Annotated in this window: 17 protein-coding genes; 11 read left to right on the forward strand and 6 right to left on the reverse strand. The window is 46.9% G+C overall.

The features are described from left to right. Positions 1-23: 23 nt before the first annotated feature. The gene (locus B5F91_RS03590; RefSeq protein ID WP_087427740.1) at positions 24-914 is read right to left on the reverse strand and encodes a glucosaminidase domain-containing protein; all 891 of its coding nucleotides are present in this window, start codon (positions 912-914) and stop codon (positions 24-26) included. A 253-nt stretch (positions 915-1,167) separates the two neighbouring features. Here B5F91_RS03590 and B5F91_RS03595 point away from each other — a divergent pair, with 253 nt between their 5' ends. Further along, positions 1,168-1,647 carry a cytidine deaminase gene (locus tag B5F91_RS03595; protein ID WP_087427741.1) on the forward strand — a complete coding sequence of 160 codons (480 nt, stop codon included), beginning with the start codon at positions 1,168-1,170 and terminating at the stop codon, positions 1,645-1,647. Positions 1,648-1,821: 174 nt separating this feature from the next. On the opposite strand, the gene B5F91_RS03600 is transcribed toward B5F91_RS03595, so the two are convergent. Together B5F91_RS03600 and B5F91_RS03605 are read right to left on the reverse strand one after the other, a co-directional pair. Further along, positions 1,822-3,294: a Na+/H+ antiporter NhaC family protein gene (locus B5F91_RS03600; RefSeq protein ID WP_204244659.1), complete on the reverse strand. Its 1,473-nt coding sequence runs from the start codon at positions 3,292-3,294 to the stop codon at positions 1,822-1,824. Positions 3,295-3,520: 226 nt separating this feature from the next. Further along, a complete protein-coding gene (locus tag B5F91_RS03605; protein WP_087427743.1) occupies positions 3,521-5,815 on the reverse strand; it encodes a bifunctional dihydroorotate dehydrogenase B NAD binding subunit/NADPH-dependent glutamate synthase in 2,295 nt (764 codons plus the stop codon). Positions 5,816-5,996: 181 nt separating this feature from the next. Here B5F91_RS03605 and B5F91_RS03610 point away from each other — a divergent pair, with 181 nt between their 5' ends. From B5F91_RS03610 to B5F91_RS03655, 10 genes are all read left to right on the forward strand, one after another. Continuing rightward, a complete protein-coding gene (locus B5F91_RS03610) occupies positions 5,997-6,275 on the forward strand; it encodes a tetratricopeptide repeat protein (protein WP_087427744.1) in 279 nt (92 codons plus the stop codon). A gap of 16 nt (positions 6,276-6,291) precedes the next feature. Continuing rightward, positions 6,292-6,519, forward strand: coding sequence for a 4Fe-4S binding protein (locus B5F91_RS03615; RefSeq protein ID WP_087427745.1), 228 nt, complete (start codon positions 6,292-6,294; stop codon positions 6,517-6,519). 22 nt (positions 6,520-6,541) lie between these two features. Further along, positions 6,542-7,624, forward strand: coding sequence for a 3-methyl-2-oxobutanoate dehydrogenase subunit VorB (locus tag B5F91_RS03620; RefSeq protein WP_087427746.1), 1,083 nt, complete (start codon positions 6,542-6,544; stop codon positions 7,622-7,624). Positions 7,625-7,631: 7 nt separating this feature from the next. Next, on the forward strand, positions 7,632-7,826 hold the full coding sequence (locus B5F91_RS03625; protein ID WP_087427747.1) for a hypothetical protein: 195 nt from the start codon (positions 7,632-7,634) through the stop codon (positions 7,824-7,826). Further along, on the forward strand, positions 7,823-8,599 hold the full coding sequence (locus tag B5F91_RS03630) for a thiamine pyrophosphate-dependent enzyme (RefSeq protein ID WP_087427748.1): 777 nt from the start codon (positions 7,823-7,825) through the stop codon (positions 8,597-8,599). The genes B5F91_RS03625 and B5F91_RS03630 overlap by 4 nt, the downstream gene beginning before the upstream one ends. An 18-nt stretch (positions 8,600-8,617) precedes the next feature. Next, positions 8,618-9,163: a 2-oxoacid:acceptor oxidoreductase family protein gene (locus B5F91_RS03635; RefSeq protein WP_087427749.1), complete on the forward strand. Its 546-nt coding sequence runs from the start codon at positions 8,618-8,620 to the stop codon at positions 9,161-9,163. 151 nt (positions 9,164-9,314) lie between these two features. Next, complete coding sequence (locus B5F91_RS03640; protein ID WP_087427750.1) at positions 9,315-11,423, forward strand: putative porin; 2,109 nt, start codon at positions 9,315-9,317, stop codon at positions 11,421-11,423. A 9-nt stretch (positions 11,424-11,432) separates the two neighbouring features. Then, the gene (locus B5F91_RS03645; protein WP_087427751.1) at positions 11,433-12,254 is read left to right on the forward strand and encodes a transporter substrate-binding domain-containing protein; all 822 of its coding nucleotides are present in this window, start codon (positions 11,433-11,435) and stop codon (positions 12,252-12,254) included. Between the two features lie 16 nt (positions 12,255-12,270). Beyond that, positions 12,271-13,260 carry a Gfo/Idh/MocA family oxidoreductase gene (locus B5F91_RS03650; RefSeq protein ID WP_087427752.1) on the forward strand — a complete coding sequence of 330 codons (990 nt, stop codon included), beginning with the start codon at positions 12,271-12,273 and terminating at the stop codon, positions 13,258-13,260. Between the two features lie 214 nt (positions 13,261-13,474). After that, positions 13,475-14,347, forward strand: a complete 873-nt coding sequence (locus B5F91_RS03655) for a site-specific DNA-methyltransferase (protein WP_087427753.1) — start codon at positions 13,475-13,477, stop codon at positions 14,345-14,347. Between the two features lie 87 nt (positions 14,348-14,434). On the opposite strand, the gene B5F91_RS03660 is transcribed toward B5F91_RS03655, so the two are convergent. The 3 genes from B5F91_RS03660 to B5F91_RS03670 all read right to left on the reverse strand — a co-directional run bounded on the left by B5F91_RS03660 (position 14,435) and on the right by B5F91_RS03670 (position 17,452). Beyond that, a complete protein-coding gene (locus B5F91_RS03660; RefSeq protein WP_239416220.1) occupies positions 14,435-14,698 on the reverse strand; it encodes a transposase domain-containing protein in 264 nt (87 codons plus the stop codon). A 142-nt stretch (positions 14,699-14,840) separates the two neighbouring features. Continuing rightward, positions 14,841-16,013 (reverse strand): TlpA disulfide reductase family protein, encoded by a 1,173-nt coding sequence (locus tag B5F91_RS03665; protein ID WP_087427754.1) that lies wholly within the window; start codon positions 16,011-16,013, stop codon positions 14,841-14,843. Positions 16,014-16,033: 20 nt separating this feature from the next. After that, on the reverse strand, positions 16,034-17,452 hold the full coding sequence (locus B5F91_RS03670; protein WP_087427803.1) for a RagB/SusD family nutrient uptake outer membrane protein: 1,419 nt from the start codon (positions 17,450-17,452) through the stop codon (positions 16,034-16,036). Between the last annotated feature and the right edge of the window lie 14 nt (positions 17,453-17,466).

Below are 17,466 nucleotides of genomic sequence, written 5' to 3' on the forward strand. Positions count from 1 at the left end.
GTCTCTGCGTTTGAATTAAGACATCACCGCAACCAAATAATATCCCCCACCTGAATCTCCGCCGTTTCCGGATCCAGCTTGTTCAGCTTATACAGGTTCTTTATCTTGATGCCGAACATCTGCGAAATGCTGTACATCGAGTCACCCTCCTTCACGATATACGAAATATGGTCCTTGGTCGCCTTCTTGCGCTTCTCTTCTAAATATACGATTTCGCCTCCCCGGAACTCGTAATCCTTCGGCAACTCGTTATACTTGCGCACATTCTTCTTCTTGATGTCAAACTCCTTGCCGATGCTCTTAAACGTATCTCCCCGGCGGGCGATAATATAAAGAAGCTCGTTCGCCAAATAAGGCTGGTGCGGATTGGGGAACTCTTCCGCCCACTTCAAACCGCCTTTCTTATCGTATTTATCCAAGTCATACGTCTCGATAATGTTGATGAGCCGGTTGGCATACTTAGGGTCGGTGGCATATCCCGCCTTTTTCAATCCCTTCGCCCAGCCCTTGTAATCGGTTATCTTCAGGCGAAACAAGAAAGCGTAACGCGCGCCCGAACGCAAGAACTTCGAATGGTCACGATACGAATCCTTCGCATGCTTATAAGCACGGAAACATTCGTTGGGCGCATCGTCGGTATGGCGCACCGAACGTCCGTCCCACGAACCGCCGCACTTAATGCCGAAGTGATTGTTCGACTTCCGAGCCAGTTCGCTCCTGCCCGCTCCCGACTCCAACAATCCCTGCGCCAGCGTAATGCTTGCTGGAATGCGGTAATGCTTCATTTCGTCCACCGCAATGCTCCGGTATTTCTTGATATAGTCTTCGTATGCCTTGTTCCGTTGCTGAGCCATGCCCGTACTTACTCCGCAGAGCAAGACCGCCACCATCAGCCAATAAGTAAGTTTCTTCATGAGCCAATTTCGATTAATTTACCCGACAAAGATAAAACTTCGGGTGAAGAAAAACAAAAGATGATAGGATTTCTCCTTTTTTTTCTATTAATTTGTACATTGTATCAAACGCAGAGACGCAAAGACGCAAGAGATTTAAAAATTAAAAGTTGAAAATTAAAAGTTACCATGCGGCATCCTAATTTTTAAATCTCAATTTTTAATTTTAAAGAACTCCGCGCTTTTGCGTCTCTGCGTTCAAAAAAACACAACCATGAAAGAACTAAAAATCGAAATCCACATTCGCTCTTACGCTTACGAAGAACTGAGCGAAGAAGAACGCCGACTGGTCGATGCTGCCAAAGAAGCCACCGCGCGAAGCTATGCCCCCTACTCCCGTTTCCATGTAGGAGCAGCCGCCCTGCTTGCCAACGGCATCATCGTTTCAGGCTCCAATCAAGAGAACGCCGCATACCCTTCGGGCACTTGCGCCGAACGCACCACCCTATTCTATGCCAATTCGCAATATCCCGACCAGCCCGTAAAAGCGTTGGCAATAGCCGCCCGCAACGCTTCCGGATTTCTCGACAGCCCGATTCCCCCCTGCGGCGCATGCCGCCAAGTGTTGTTGGAGACCGAGCAACGCTATGGGCATCCCATGCGCATCCTCCTCTACAGCAATCAGGAAATCTATTGCCTAAGCGGAGTCAGAAATCTCCTCCCCCTCTCCTTCGGAGGTGGGTTCCTGAAGTAATATGTCTACATTCAGCAAGTCATCTCTATGCTTGCTCCTATTCAACTGAGTCCTCCCATAATCCTAATAGGCAAGGACTGCAGTCCCGATACTATAAGGACTGCAATCCTGACCTGATAAAACAGCAGTCCTAATTCATCAGGACTGTCAACACAATAAAATGGTATTGGAACATTAACTTTCTTCTTCGGTCAAAACATGCTTTCTCCGGAATATCTTATACCCTATTGCGGCAATGAGAACCGACATGAAGGGGGACAGGATGTTGAAGAAACAATAAGGGAGGTATTCTAATGTGGGGACCTTGAGGACCGTCGCTTGCGTCATGCCGCACGAGTTCCACGGGATAAGCACCGAAGTGACCGTAGCCGAATCTTCTACCGCACGGCTCAACAGACGGTTTTCGTATCCTTTCCGCTCGTAGAGCTTCCGGTAGAGGCTGCTGGTGAGGAGAATGGAAATATACTGGTCGCCCGTCACCACGTTGCACATAAATCCCGTCCCTACCGTAGCTCCTACTAACGTAACCGCCCGGTGAGCCAACCGCGCGAACAGTTGGGTCAGGCTCCGCAACATGCCGCTTCCTGCCAATACGCCTCCGAACGTCACCGAACAGATAATCAGGAACACCGTATTGAGCATCCCCGTCATGCCTCGCGTGGAAATCAAGGAATCTATCGCCGCATTGCCGGTCTGAATGGCGGTAGAGCCGTAGAACGTCACGGTTATCCCCTTGCAGGCATCCCAAAACGAAAGTCCGGCGTATTCCGAGGCAGGCAAGCCGGGATTCGCCACCGCCCATACCGCCTGGGGCTGGAAGATAAGGGCAACGATAGCCGCCATTACAACCGCACAGAAAAGCGTAAGCACGGCAGGCACTTTCTTGACTATCAACACGCCCGTAAGCACCGGAACAACCAACGACCAAGGGGTGATATGAAAAGTGCCTTTCAATGCCGCGGCAAATCCATCGGTTTGCGACGCTTCTACCGACGGATGCATCAGGCTCGCCACAAGGAAAACAATCAGGGCAATGGTGAGCGAAGGCACCGTAGTAATCATCATATACCGGATGTGGGTGAAAAGCGGGGTGCCCGAAGAGGAAGAAGCCAACACCGTGGTATCGGACAAGGGGGAAACCTTATCGCCGAAATAAGCGCCCGACACGATTGCGCCAGCCGTCCAACCGGGGTCGAAACCTTGGGCAATGCCTATCCCTATCAAGGCAACGCCGATGGTCGCGATGGTCGTCCACGAGCTTCCGGTCATCAACGACACCAAGGCGCATATCACGCAAGCCGCCGCAAGGAATACCGCCGGATAGATGATTTCCAGCCCGTAACAAATCAAGGCGGGCACAATGCCGCCCACCATCCACGTGCCGGCTATCGCGCCGATAAGAAACAGGATAAGGATAGCCGAACCTACGGCACGGATGTTGTCTAAGATGCAAGTCTCCAGCCTGTTCCACGAGGCTTTGTAGACAAACATGGAGATTGCCACCGTGACCGCCGATGCCAGCAACAAACACACTTGGCTTCCGCCCAAAAGCGCGTCTGCCCCGAATATCTTGATTATAACCACTAACGAAAGGGTCAGCACCCCAAAAGGTATCAACGACACTTGCCACGAAGGCAGTTTCCGCAAGGTAGATTGCACTCGCTCGTCTTTATTCATCAGTCTTTATTTTTGTATACAAAAAATAATCGAACACAGAGACACAAAGGCACAGAGTTTAATTTATATCCAAATTAGTTGTAGGGGCGTATCGCATACGCCCGAATGCAACCACTTATCTATGCGAATGTTTTCAGGGCGTATGCGATACGCCCCTACATTGTTTTTTGCGTCTCTGCGTTCAATTATCCAATCATTATCCGCGCAATTGCTTGTCCATAGCCGCAGCGGCACGGCGTCCGTCTCCCATGGCGAGAATAACCGTAGCGCCTCCGCGCACGATGTCGCCTCCGGCATAGATAGTGGCGATAGACGACTGCATGTTTTCATTTACAGCAATCGTGCCTTTACGTCCCAATTCCAAGCCCGGAATCGAGTTGGGCACAATCGGATTAGGCGATACGCCTACGCTGACAATCGCCATATCGATATCCAGCGTAACGGTCGCGCCGGGGATAGGCACGGGGCTGCGGCGTCCCGAAGCGTCAGGCTCGCCCAACTCCATTTTCTGAAGCACCACCTGCTTTACGCGGCCTTGCTCGTCGGCAATGTATTCTATCGGATTGTGAAGAGTCATAAATTCCACACCTTCCTCCTTGGCATGTTTCACTTCCTCGATACGGGCAGGCATCTCGGCTTCCGAACGGCGGTAGACGATAATGGCACGTTCGGCTCCCAAGCGGCGTGCGGTGCGCACGGAATCCATTGCCGTATTTCCGCCTCCTACCACTACGACACGCTTGCCGAACGTCACCGGCGTATCCGAATCCTCGCTTGCCGCATCCATCAGGTTGACACGGGTGAGGTATTCGTTCGAAGACATGATGTTGATAGAGTTCTCTCCGGGAATGTTCATGAAGTTGGGAAGTCCCGCTCCCGAAGCCACGAAGATACCTTTGTATCCCTCTGCCTGCAGGTCTTCCACCGAAATGGTCTTGCCCACGATGCAGTCTTTCACAAACGTTACGCCCATCTTCGCCAAGTTGTCAATCTCGACATCCACAATCTTGTTGGGCAAACGGAATTCGGGAATACCGTATTTCAATACGCCACCGATTTCGTGCAATGCTTCGAATACCGTCACATCATAACCCAATTTAGCCATATCGCCCGCAAACGACAATCCGGCAGGACCCGAACCTACTACCGCTACCTTGATGCCGTTCTTTTCGGCTATCTCCGGCACGGAAATGTTTCCGCTATCCCGTTCGTAATCTGCCGCGAAACGTTCCAGATAACCGATAGCCACGGCTTCGTGACCCATTTTCAGGTGAATGCACTTCGATTCGCATTGCTTCTCTTGCGGACACACACGCCCGCATACAGCCGGAAGCGCGCTGGTCTGCTTCAACACCCGTGCCGCTTCGAGGAACTCGCCCCGCTCGATGTTCTTGATGAATCCCGGAATGTTAATGCCTACGGGGCAGCCTTCCATACACGACGGATTGGCGCAATCCAAGCAACGTTTGGCTTCGGTCAATGCCTGCTCTTCGTTCAGACCGAGGTTTACCTCTTCTTTCCGGCGGTGCGAACGGTATTCGGGGTCTAATTCGTTCATCTTGACACGCGGAATCGCCGTGCGTTCCTTGGGCTTCATCGACTTGCGCAATGCTTCACGCCACGGCGCGTTACGGTCGTCCAACGCCTTTGTAGCTTCACACTGGTTCGGGTCAACCGGGTCGAGCTTATGAATTTCCTGCCGCTCGATATCACGGAATGCGCCCATACGTTTCAGCATCTCGTCGAAATCTACCTGATGTCCGTCGAACTCCGGACCGTCTACACATACGAACTTGGTCTTCCCGCCTACGGTGATGCGGCACGCGCCGCACATGCCCGTTCCGTCCACCATGATGGTATTGAGCGACACATCGGTCGGAATCTCGTATTTCTTAGTGAGCAAGCAGACGAACTTCATCATGATTGCCGGCCCGATAGCGAAACACTTGTCCACCTTCTCGCGCCGGATGACTTCTTCCACGCCTTCGGTCACTAATCCTTTCTTTCCATACGAGCCGTCATCGGTCATGATAATCACCTCGTCGGAGCTTTCGCGCATTTCCTTTTCCAAGATAATCAGTTCCTTGGTACGTCCAGCCAATACGGTAATCACCCGATTGCCCGCAGCCTTCAATGCCTGTACGATAGGCAACATCGGCGCCACGCCTACTCCGCCTCCGGCACAAACCACCGTACCGAAATTCTCGATATGCGTAGCCTTGCCCAAGGGACCCACTACGTCGGTGATATAATCGCCTTCGTTCAACTCACACAAACGGGTGGACGACAACCCCACCTCTTGTACCACTAAAGTTATAGTACCTTTCACCGGGTCGGCACCGGCAATAGTCAAGGGCATACGCTCTCCTTTTTCGCCGACACGCACGATAACGAAATGTCCTGCCTTGCGGGATTTGGCAATCAAGGGTGCTTCTACCACCAGCTTGAACACCTTCTCCGAAAAATGTTCTTTTGAAATAATTTTATTCATTGTCTATGTAAATAAGTTAGTTTTCAGCCGTTGCAAAGTTAGGGTTTTCAGGCACATTTGCCAACCAAATACCAAGAAAGTAGCATTTTTTTTACGAAAGAATACGAAATATTCGGGTGAAAAGACAATTTGATAGAAAATAAAACCTATCTTTGCCGTCAATACAAATGATTCTATAACTATGACCGAGAGACTGAAAACGATAAAGAAATTGATTGATGAGGGAAAAACCTCTACTGCTATCGACCAATTAAACCTGTTCCTTGCACAAAATTCCCAAGACGCAGACATGGCTTATTACCTCTTAGGAAACGCGTTCCGCAAGCAAGGAGACTGGCAAGGCGCACTGAACAATTATCAGGAAGCTATCGACATCAATCCGGACAGTCCGGCGGCAGAAGCCCGGAACATGGTGATAGACATCCTCAATTTCTATAATAAAGATATGTTTAATCAATAAAAAGATAAGATTTACTATGGCTAAAATGAAAGGTGTAGTTATCGTGAATACAGAACGCTGCAAAGGATGCAACCTATGCGTAGTAGCCTGCCCGTTGCACGTTTTGTCACTGACCTCTAAAGTTAATCAAAAAGGATATAATTATGTACAGCAGACCGTAGAAGACACCTGCAACGGATGTTCTTCGTGCGCCATCGTATGTCCGGACGCCTGTCTGACCGTGTACAGAGCAAAAGAAGCGTAAGAAACTTAAAAACTCAAGAAATATGGCAGAAGAAGTAGTCTTAATGAAAGGAAACGAAGCCATCGCCCATGCCGCTATCCGCTATGGCGTAGACGGTTACTTCGGTTATCCTATCACACCCCAATCGGAAGTATTGGAAACTCTTGCCGAACTGAAGCCGTGGGAAACGACCGGCATGGTGGTTTTGCAGGCGGAAAGCGAAGTGGCAGCTATTAATATGGTATACGGAGGAGCCGGAACCGGCAAAATGGTGATGACCTCATCATCCAGTCCCGGTGTCAGCCTCAAGCAAGAAGGCATTTCATACATCGCAGGTGCGGAATTGCCTTGCTTGGTAGTGAACGTCATGCGCGGAGGTCCCGGACTGGGAACCATCCAGCCCAGCCAAGCCGATTATTTCCAAACCACCAAAGGAGGAGGCCACGGCGACTATCATGTCATCGCATTAGCTCCTGCATCGGTACAGGAAATGGCAGACTTCGTAGGCTTGGCTTTCGAATTAGCTTTCAAATACCGCAACCCGGCTATGATTCTTGCCGATGGCGTTATCGGCCAGATGATGGAAAAAGTGGTATTGCCCGAACCTCGTCCGCGCCGCACCGAAGAAGAAATCATCGCTCAATGCCCGTGGGCAGCTACAGGACGCAAAGGACGCAAGCCGAATGTCATCACTTCGCTTGAACTCGACCCGGCGGTAATGGAACAACGCAACCTGCACCTGCAAGCCAAGTATGCGGAAATCGAAGCGAACGAAACCCGTTACGAGGAAATCGATTGCGAAGATGCCGAATACCTGATTGTGGCTTTCGGCTCGTGTGCCCGCATTGCACAGAAATCAATGGAACACGCGCGCGAAGAAGGTATTAAAGTAGGTCTGTTCCGCCCCATCACCTTATGGCCCTTCCCCAGCAAAGCCTTGGCAGAACGGGCAAAAGCAATGAAAGGCATCCTCGTTGTTGAATTGAACAGCGGACAGATGATTGAAGATGTCAAACTGGCTGTAGAATGCCGCATTCCGGTAGAACACTTCGGACGTTTGGGTGGCATCGTTCCCGACCCGGACGAAGTCATCGAAGCGTTGAAAGAGAAAATCATTAATAAGTAAACCGATTATGAACAAGATAGACCAAATCAGAACCGTACTGAACATCGCATTCATGATAGGAGCCGTAGCTTCTGTCGTGCTGTTCTTTACCGACGTAGACCAAACCATCTTCTTCTATGTATGCGCTACGTCTATCATCATCAAGATGGCAGAGTACGCGCTCCGATTCTCTATACGTAACCGACAAGGAGGAAAACCATGACAAAAGAAGATATAGTAAAACCCGAGAATCTGGTTTATAAAAAACCTACGTTACTGAACGACAACCCGATGCACTATTGTCCGGGATGCAGTCACGGAGTGGTGCACAAACTGATAGCTGAAGTTATCGAAGAAATGGGAATGACCGAAAAAGCCATCGGCATCAGCCCGGTAGGCTGCGCGGTATTCATGTACAACTATCTGGACATCGATTGCTTAGAGGCTGCACACGGACGTGCACCCGCTTTGGCTGGAGCTATCAAACGCTTGTGGCCCGACCGCTTGGTATTTACCTATCAAGGCGACGGTGACTTGGCGTGTATCGGTACAGCCGAAAGCATCCATGCCCTGAACCGTGGCGACAATATCACCGTTATCTTTATCAATAATGCCATTTACGGCATGACTGGCGGACAAATGGCACCTACTACCCTGGTTGGCATGAAAACGGCTACTTGCCCTTACGGACGTAATCCGGAAATACACGGTTATCCGTTGAAAATGACCGAAATAGCCGCTACATTAGAAGGCACCTGCTACGTGACACGCCAATCGGTACAAAACGTCGCGGCTATCCGTAAAGCCAAGAAAGCCATCCGCAAAGCTTTCGAAAACTCCATGCAGCACAAAGGCTCAAGCCTGGTAGAAATCGTTTCAACATGTAACTCAGGTTGGAAAATGTCGCCGGATGCTGCCAATAAATGGATGGAAGAAAACATGTTCCCGTTCTATCCGTTAGGAGACTTGAAAGATACGACATCAGAAGATAAATAACCCCCTAAATTGAAACGTATGAAAGAAGAAATCATCATAGCAGGATTTGGCGGACAAGGTGTCTTGTCTATGGGCAAAATCCTTGCCTATTCCGGACTGATGGAAGGCAAAGAAGTAACATGGATGCCTGCCTACGGTCCTGAACAACGCGGAGGAACCGCAAATGTAACTGTCATTATCAGCGATGAGCGCATTTCGTCTCCGATTCTGAGCAAATACGATACCGCCATCATCTTGAACCAACCGTCGCTGGCTAAATTTGAAGATAAGGTAAAGCCTGGCGGCACATTGATTTACGATGGCTACGGCATCATCAACCCTCCTACCCGGAAAGACATCCATGTCTACCGCATTGACGCCATGGACGAAGCCAATGAACGCAAAATGGCAAAGACATTCAACATGATTGTATTGGGCGGCCTGTTGAAACTCCGTCCCGTTGTTTCAATTGAAAGTGTCATAAAAGCCTTATATAAGACATTGCCCGAACGTCACCACAAATTGATTCCGATGAATGAAGAAGCCATCCACATCGGCATGGATATCATCAAGGAAATGAAATAAGCATAAAGATTGAACACAGAGACACAAAGACACAGGAATTCTATTTTTTTCTCTGCGTCTCTGTGTCTCTGCGTTCATTTTTTATAATAAATACAAACTCCGTCCGCAACTTACTTGCATTTCGTTTTTCTTTTGTATCTTTGCCTCCATTATGAAGAAGATACTTTTTATAGCAATCATAGCATTAATATGCGGTACATTATCCGCACAAAACACATTGCAGAACCAGTTTTCTAACCAATTTGGAAGTTCTGCTTCAGGAATAGACCGGAACAATTACGACCGTAACGGCAACCCCATTGATACTACGGCTGTAAACGATGCCAGCACCATACCTATCGGACTGACATCGTGGAAAATCGATGCCCGTTTCGGAAACCGTACAGAAGTGCCCGTTGACACGTTGCAACATGGATTTCAAAACACAAATGACACAGGAGGACCAACAGGACATTACACTTATTTGGGTAATTTAGGTTCGCCTCGTATTGCGCATGTCTTCTTCGACCGCAAAGATGCCAGCCAATTCTTTTTCTTTGACCCATACGATTATACAGTTCTCCAACCACAGGATGTGACTTATACCAATACCAAATCGCCTTTTGTCAACTTGACCTACTATAAACAAGGAAGCAGCCGCGACGGAGAAGAACGCTTTAAAGCCTATTTTGCCGTCAATGCCAACAAGCGGATGGGCTTTGGATTCAACATCGATTATGTGTACGGTCGAGGTAAATATGCACATCAATCAACGGCTTTATTCAACGGAAACCTTTTCGCCTACTATCTGGGCGACAAATATAACATGCATTTCAGCTTCATCAACGACAACCTGAAGGTAGCGGAAAACGGCGGTATTACCGATGACCGCTATGTCAGTGCTCCATTGGATATGGCTGAGGGAGGAAGGACATACGCAAACAGTGAAATCCCGACCAACTTGACCGACATTTGGAATCACAGTACAGGATATCACGCTTTCCTTACCCACCGCTATAATTTAGGGTTTTACCGCGATAATCCCAACGAAAACGATACGACCACAACTCAAGTGTTTGTACCTGTAACCAGCTTTATGCATACGGTAAAAGTGGATATTGCCAAGCGGAAATATATCTCGCAAAACGAAGAACAAAACCGGGAATATTTCCTGAATAACTTTTTGCCTGACATTGACCAAGACAAAACCGACTACCTTGCCGTAAAGAATACCTTCGGCATCTCACTTCGCGAAGGCTTCAATAAATGGGCAAAAGCCGGACTTACCGCTTTTGTCTCACATGAATTCAGACGCTTTACGATGACTGATACCCTTTCGGGAAACCCCGGACAACGTATTCCTACCGACTATACAGAAAATGTAATCTCCGTAGGAGGTCAATTGATTAAAGAACAAGGAAAAATGTTCCATTACAACGTAACAGGCGAATTTGCCCTGATAGGAGAAGATGCAGGAGCTTTTTCGGTAGAAGGAAACGGGAACATGAATTTCCGGCTTTTCAACGACACTGTCCGTTTAGAAGCTAATGCCTACATCAAAAACTTGAATCCGACCTTCTATTACCGCCATTTCCATTCGAAACATTATTGGTGGGACAACAATGATTTGTCTAAAATCATGAAAACCCGCATCGAAGGCAAATTAAGCATCGACCATTGGCGCACTCAATTAAAAGCAGGAGTAGAGAACATTACAAACTACACCTATTTAGATAATACATCAGTTGCAGAAGGAGGAGGAGAAGAGTCAGAAACTCCCGTTTCGCACCTAAACAATGTAGGAGTAGCACAACATTCGGGAAGCATCCAAGTGTTCAGTGCCTCGCTTCGCCAAGACTTTAAATTAGGCATTCTGCACCTTGATAATGAAGTGACTTACCAAACATCCAGCAACCAAGATATTCTGCCACTCCCGAAATTGGTGCTATACCATAACTTATACCTCAGCTTCGGATTGGCAAAAAAAGTCTTGAAAGTAGAAATGGGTGCCGATGTGCGTTACTTCACCGAATACTATGCGCCCGACTATGCTCCGGCTATCGGACAATTTTACTTGCAAAATAAAGATACACGATACAAACTCGGAAATTATCCGCTCGTGAACGGATATATCAACCTTCACCTGAAGCGTACCCGTATCTTCCTGATGATGTACAACTTGATTCAAGGACAAGGAGAACACAGCTACTTCTTCGCTCCCCATTACCCCTTGAATCCGCGTTTGTTCAAAATCGGCATTTCATGGAATTTCTTTGATTAACCGTTGCTTATGCGAAAAAAATTTGTTCAATATGGAGTCATAGCACTTGTCGTTATAATAGGCATTATTGCACTTAATACCCAAAAAGAAGAAAAGCCGTCTTACCAACCGCGTGACTATGCTGAAATTATCGAATCGGGCGTGTTGCGTGCCGTAACGGAATACAATGCCATTAGCTACCATGTGGCAGACGATACCTTACAAGGATTCGACTATGAATTGTTGCATGCCTTTGCCGCTGACCAAAAACTCAAGTTGGAAATAACCCCCGAAATGAGCTTCGAGCAACGGCTAAAAGGAGTTATTGAAGGGAAATTCGACATTCTTGCAACAGGAACCGTTATCACAACCCAATCGAAAGACACGTTGCTTTTTACCCACCCTTTAGCTTTAAGCAAACAAGTGCTGGTGCAACGTAAACAAGAAGAAGGAGAACCAGATAGTACTTACATTACAAGCCAACTGGACTTGGCTCATAAAAAATTGCATGTCATTAAAGGTTCTCCTGCCCTGCTCCGGCTTCACAACCTGATGAATGAAATTGCAGACACCATTTACATCGAAGAAGTAGCCCAATACGGTCCAGAGCAATTGCTTGCCATGGTGGCTGGAAAAGACATTGACTATGCCGTATGTGACGAAAACATCGCCAGCCAATTGTTACCACGTTTCCCTAACTTAGACATCAACACCGCCATAAGCTTCACACAATTTTACGCATGGGGAGTAAGCAAACACGCTCCTGTCTTGCTCGATAGCCTCAACCTTTGGCTAGACCAATTCAGCAAGACCAAAGCTTACCGTCAACTGCAACAAAAATATTTTAACTGATATATACCTTATAAATATGATACAATTAGACACCGTAAACTGGGGCTTTATCGGGTGCGGAGAAGTGACCGAGAAGAAAAGCGGCCCCGCCTTCAATATGATAGAAGGCTCGAAAGTAGTTGCCGTCATGAGCCGTGACGAAGAAAAAGTTAAATCGTATGCCCGTCGCCATAATATTCCACGCTGGTACACCGACGCGCAAGAACTAATTGGAGATGAAGATGTTAACGCCATTTATATTGCCACTCCGCCTTCCTCACATGCCACGTTTGCCATTATGGCGATGAAGGCAGGCAAACCCGTCTATATCGAAAAACCGATGGCAGCCACGTATGAAGACTGCGCCCGCATCAACCGCATCTCACAAGAAACCGGCGTGCCTTGCTTTGTGGCATATTACCGCCGTTATTTGCCTTATTTCCAAAAAGTACGCCAACTGGTAGAAGAAGGAGAAATAGGCAATGTCATCAATGTACAAATCCGTTTCGCACAACCTCCGCGCGACTTAGACTATAACAGCACCAACCTTCCCTGGCGCGTACAGCCCGATATAGCTGGAGGAGGTTATTTCTACGACTTAGCTCCTCATCAATTGGATTTGTTACAAGAAATGTTCGGCTGCATCTTGGAAGCGGAAGGCTACAAGAGCAACCGGGGCGGATTGTATCAAGCAGAAGATACCATCAGCGCTTGCTTCAAATTCGAATCCGGACTGCCCGGTTCCGGATCTTGGTGTTTTGTTGCACACGAATCTGCCAAAGAAGACCGTATTGAAATCATCGGAGACAAAGGCATGATTTGCTTCTCTGTCTTCACCTACGAACCTATCGGATTGCATACCGAACGAGGGCGCGAAGAGATTTTGCCACAAAACCCGCCTTACGTACAGCTTCCGCTCATCAAAGCCGTGGTAGAACACCTGCAAGGCAAAGCCATTTGTACCTGCGACGGCATCAGCGCAACCCCAACCAATTGGGTCATGGACCGCATCTTGAATAAATTATAAACAAATGCAGCAGGCTTCACAGAAATACAGCAAGTACTTAAACGGCACTTGCTGTATTTCTTCGTTAAAGAATTCAATCGAGCTACGATAAATTCAAAACAGCTTCTTATAGATGCAATGGAAAAACATGACTATTTTTCATTTTTACATCTACATACCCAAAAGTTCATAAACGAACTAAAAAACAGATTGAATTCAATATCACTTTCAGACAATGATTTATTACAAAAACAATAATTTTATCCTATACCATGGAGACACAATGTGCCTGCTTAATCAACTAAAACAAGCCAATTACCAAGCAGACATGATATTTGCCGACCCTCCTTATTTTCTTTCAAAAGGTTTTACTATAAAATCAGGAAATAAAACAAAATGCTTCGACAAAGGTGAATGGGACAGAATACGTCCGTTAGAAGAAATCAACAAATTTAACAAGGAATGGCTCTCGCTATGTAGAGACTGCTTAAAAGATAATGGTACTATATGGGTTAGCGGAACTTACCACAACATCTATTCTGTAGCTAATTGCATGACACAATTAGGTTATAAGATATTGAATATTATCGTATGGCAAAAGCCCGATGCGCCAACCACATTATCACATTTGCATTTTAACTTTTCTGCTGAATATATCATTTGGGCTAGAAAAGACAAAAAACATATACATTTCTTCAATTATGAATTGATGAACCAACTTAATGGTGGAAAACGAATGTCTGATGTCTGGAATATTCCAACCGTAGGAAGCTGGGAAAAACATTTCGGTAAACATCCTACTCAAAAGCCACTACGTTTACTTTACAGAATAATCCTCGCTTCTACAAAAGAAAATGACTCTATATTAGATCCTTTTGCAGGAAGTTGCACAACTGGAATTGCAGCAAACTTACTTAAACGAAATTTTATCGGCATAGATCAAAGCGAAGAATTCCTCGCTTTAGGCATCAAACGAAAAGAAGAAATCTGTGATAAGATTGCAGCAAAAAAAATCTTTCAAAAAATGTCTGAGAATCCGAATGAAATAATGGTTATAATTAATCATGCAAGAGAAAACCGTAAGCATTCGATAAACTACAGTCATTAAATATCTATATAATGATAGCGACTGTTACTATTGGATTCATAGTGACAGTCGCTATAGTTTTGTTGAACCTGTATGTTGACGTTGTGGTTAGTTAGTGGATTCTACAGTTTGTTTGGTCAACAGGCTCTCCGGATGTTGCAGTTTCCATTTGTGCGGAAGAAGGTTAAGCAGTTCCTCATCAGCGGACTTCTTATGATACGGCATTTGGGCAATGATATCCTTCAGGTAATCCCTTGGGTTCACATCGTGTGCCTTGCAGGTGGCCAGCAGGGAACAGATTACAGACATGTTAACGGCAGCCTCGTGATTGCCGCAGAAGAGATAGTTCTTGCGCCCCAAAGTAGTAAGCATTCTAAGAAATACACATCCTCACGCAGATATATGCATGCATTATCTCAACTTACCAGAGGCTGTATATAAAACAATCACGGAAATGCATCTGAAAAAATCCATTGCATTTCCGTAACTGCATATTGACATAATGAAGTCAAAGTCAATCGAATAAATCAGCCAGTTTTTCTGCTAACGCTTCTCCTCTCAGATTATCACCGACCATCCGACCTTCGGCATCTATCAGATACATGGTCGGAACAGCTCTTACCTTGTAAAGCTTTGCCACTCCGGTTTCATCCAAGAAGTTAGGCCATTTCAACTGTTCTTCTTTTACAGCTTTTTCCCAATCGGTTTTTTTCTTATCAATGGAAATACTAATTACCTCAAAACCTTCAGAAGCGTACTGTGCATAAAGTTTTTTGATATTAGGAATTTCCTTGCGGCACGGATTACACCACGATGCCCAAAAGTCAATCAGGATGTATTTCTTTCCTTGGCAGAGTTCTTGGAGAGTGATTTCTTTTCCCGATGCATCTTTTACCATAAATTCAGGCATCTTATCACCAATTTTACCAGTCGGGTAAAGTTCGTCTTTCACCAGTTTTCCATAATAAGAGGCTTGTGCGGCAGGTGAGAGTTCTTCGTACCACGAGCGCATGCCTTCGTTCATGTAAGAAGTGAGCGAAATCATCAGCAACGGTCCCCAGTAAGTGTCCTTGTTTTCCATTACCGTTTGGTGATAAACAGAATCTACGGTCTGGAAGAAACGCATTTCATCTTCTGCCATTTGCTTACCGGCCTCGCTTGCACGCAACTCTGCCACTTTTGCCTGGTCTTTTGCCTGATAGGCTTCTTGTATAGCATCGAGGAGAGCTTTATGTTCTTGCTGGTTGGCATTGAATAGAGAATCCATACGACCGCGTACCGCCATCAGCGAATCGTAACGGGCTGTCAGGGGAGACCCACTTACGGATAACTTGTCGAGACTATACGAGGGAGTTCCATTCACATCTTCCGATACAACCGCACCTTTGATTTCGATAGCTGTATTTTCCAGCATCAGGCGGCGCGAGCCGTAAGCGTCTTTTACGGTAAGTAATACGGCGCGGGGTTCTTCCATTTTCCCGATAAAGGTGAATTTGCCTCCGATTGCCAGAGTGTCGGCTATCGGGTCACTTTTTTCGTGACATACTGGCATGAGTTGCACGTAGGCACTGTCTGGAAGTCCTTCAATCGTTCCACTTATCAGATAACCGTCTTTAGGGGCTTGGGATGTACAAGCTGCCGTAAGGGTTCCCAGCAGCAAGATTTGCATTAAGTTTGTTACTTTCATACTTGTTGTTTTATGTATTTTTATTTAGACACGTTTTGTTGAATGCTTCCGTTTCCGGGATTGTTAATAGCACCTGCCGGGAAAGGCATTGTCCACAGATGAGAATCCGGACGAAGCGTATAAGTTTCACCTTCGTAGGTTTTCGTCATGGTGCGTGCATACGTACCTTCTTGGTTGAAGCGGCGTGCATCGGCAAAGGGTACAATGGAGAATATCAGTTCATTGTCTTTGGTACGGCGAATCAGTTCGATAGCTTCGGTTAATGTCGAGGCAGTCAGCGGCTGGTATACTTCGGGACGGATACGGGTTTGGCGCACAGCGTTCAGGGTGTTCATCGCTTCTGTGAAATCTCCTCCTTGTGCCAGACGTGCCTGGCATTCTGCCTTGATAAGATAAACTTCTGTAGTGGTCAGTCCTCCCCAGTTGAAATAACCGTTTCCTACTCCACGGTAGTACGTGTCTTGGTTTTGCGAATAAAGTTTCCAACGGGATAAGAAACGTGCATCTCCCTCTTCAAAACGTTCGGCACGCTCTACCGGTATATTGAGTTCATTGGTCGTGTAGTTTGGCGAACCGTTTCCGCAACGGAAATAATAGTTCTCCACATACGAGTAATCGGTAGGTGTGGGTAGTCCGGTATAGTCTTCCGGATTCTCAATCGTGGAACGATGTTCATCGTAATAAGCGTTCCAGTCGTAAAGCTGGTCATTTTGTCCAAGAGCTAAGTTGGCATAGCTTAATGCTTCGCTGTAATTCTGCATCTGCAAATATACACGTGCCAGCAGGGCGTATGCGGCGCCCAGATTGGGATGAAGCACGGTCATCGATTGTTCGGGCAATCCTTCGCCGATAGCTTCCTGCACTCCTTGGATGATGAAGTCGTATATGGCTTGTATGGTTACTTGCTGCGAAGGGGCGTTGATATTGGCGCTTGTAATGAGAGGTACGCTCCGCTTTTCGCCGGCGGTTGCCGCATCATACGTATCGGCATAATAGTTTGCCAAGACGAAATAGCAAAGCGAACGGATAACTTTGGCATAAGCGATGACTTCCGCCCGTTCGGCATCAGTAGCTTCGGTGGCAGAAGGCACGTTCTCTATAATCAGGTTGCACGAAGAGATAGCAGCATAAAGTTGATAATATGTACTTTCATCGGCATTGTTCAACAAGATACGATCAGCAGTCTCGTCCCACATGTAGTTGGCGCGGGTCAGGGTGGGGCTATTCAGGTTAGAGACCGTTACGTAATAGTCATTCAGCAGGTAAAGGGCGTTGCTGATGGGCGTTTGACCGATGGTGTATTCATCGCGCAGCAGGGCTTCGTAATCGGCAAGGGTGGTCGGGATTTTATTGCCTTTCGGCACGATGTCCAGGTAATCGTTGCAAGAACTGCACATTACGCAGCACATCAACACGCATGTATAGATAAGTTGTTTCATAAGTTTCATTGTCG

The sequence above is a fragment of the Bacteroides sp. An322 genome (assembly GCF_002161765.1).
GTDB lineage: Bacteria > Bacteroidota > Bacteroidia > Bacteroidales > Bacteroidaceae > Phocaeicola > Phocaeicola merdavium.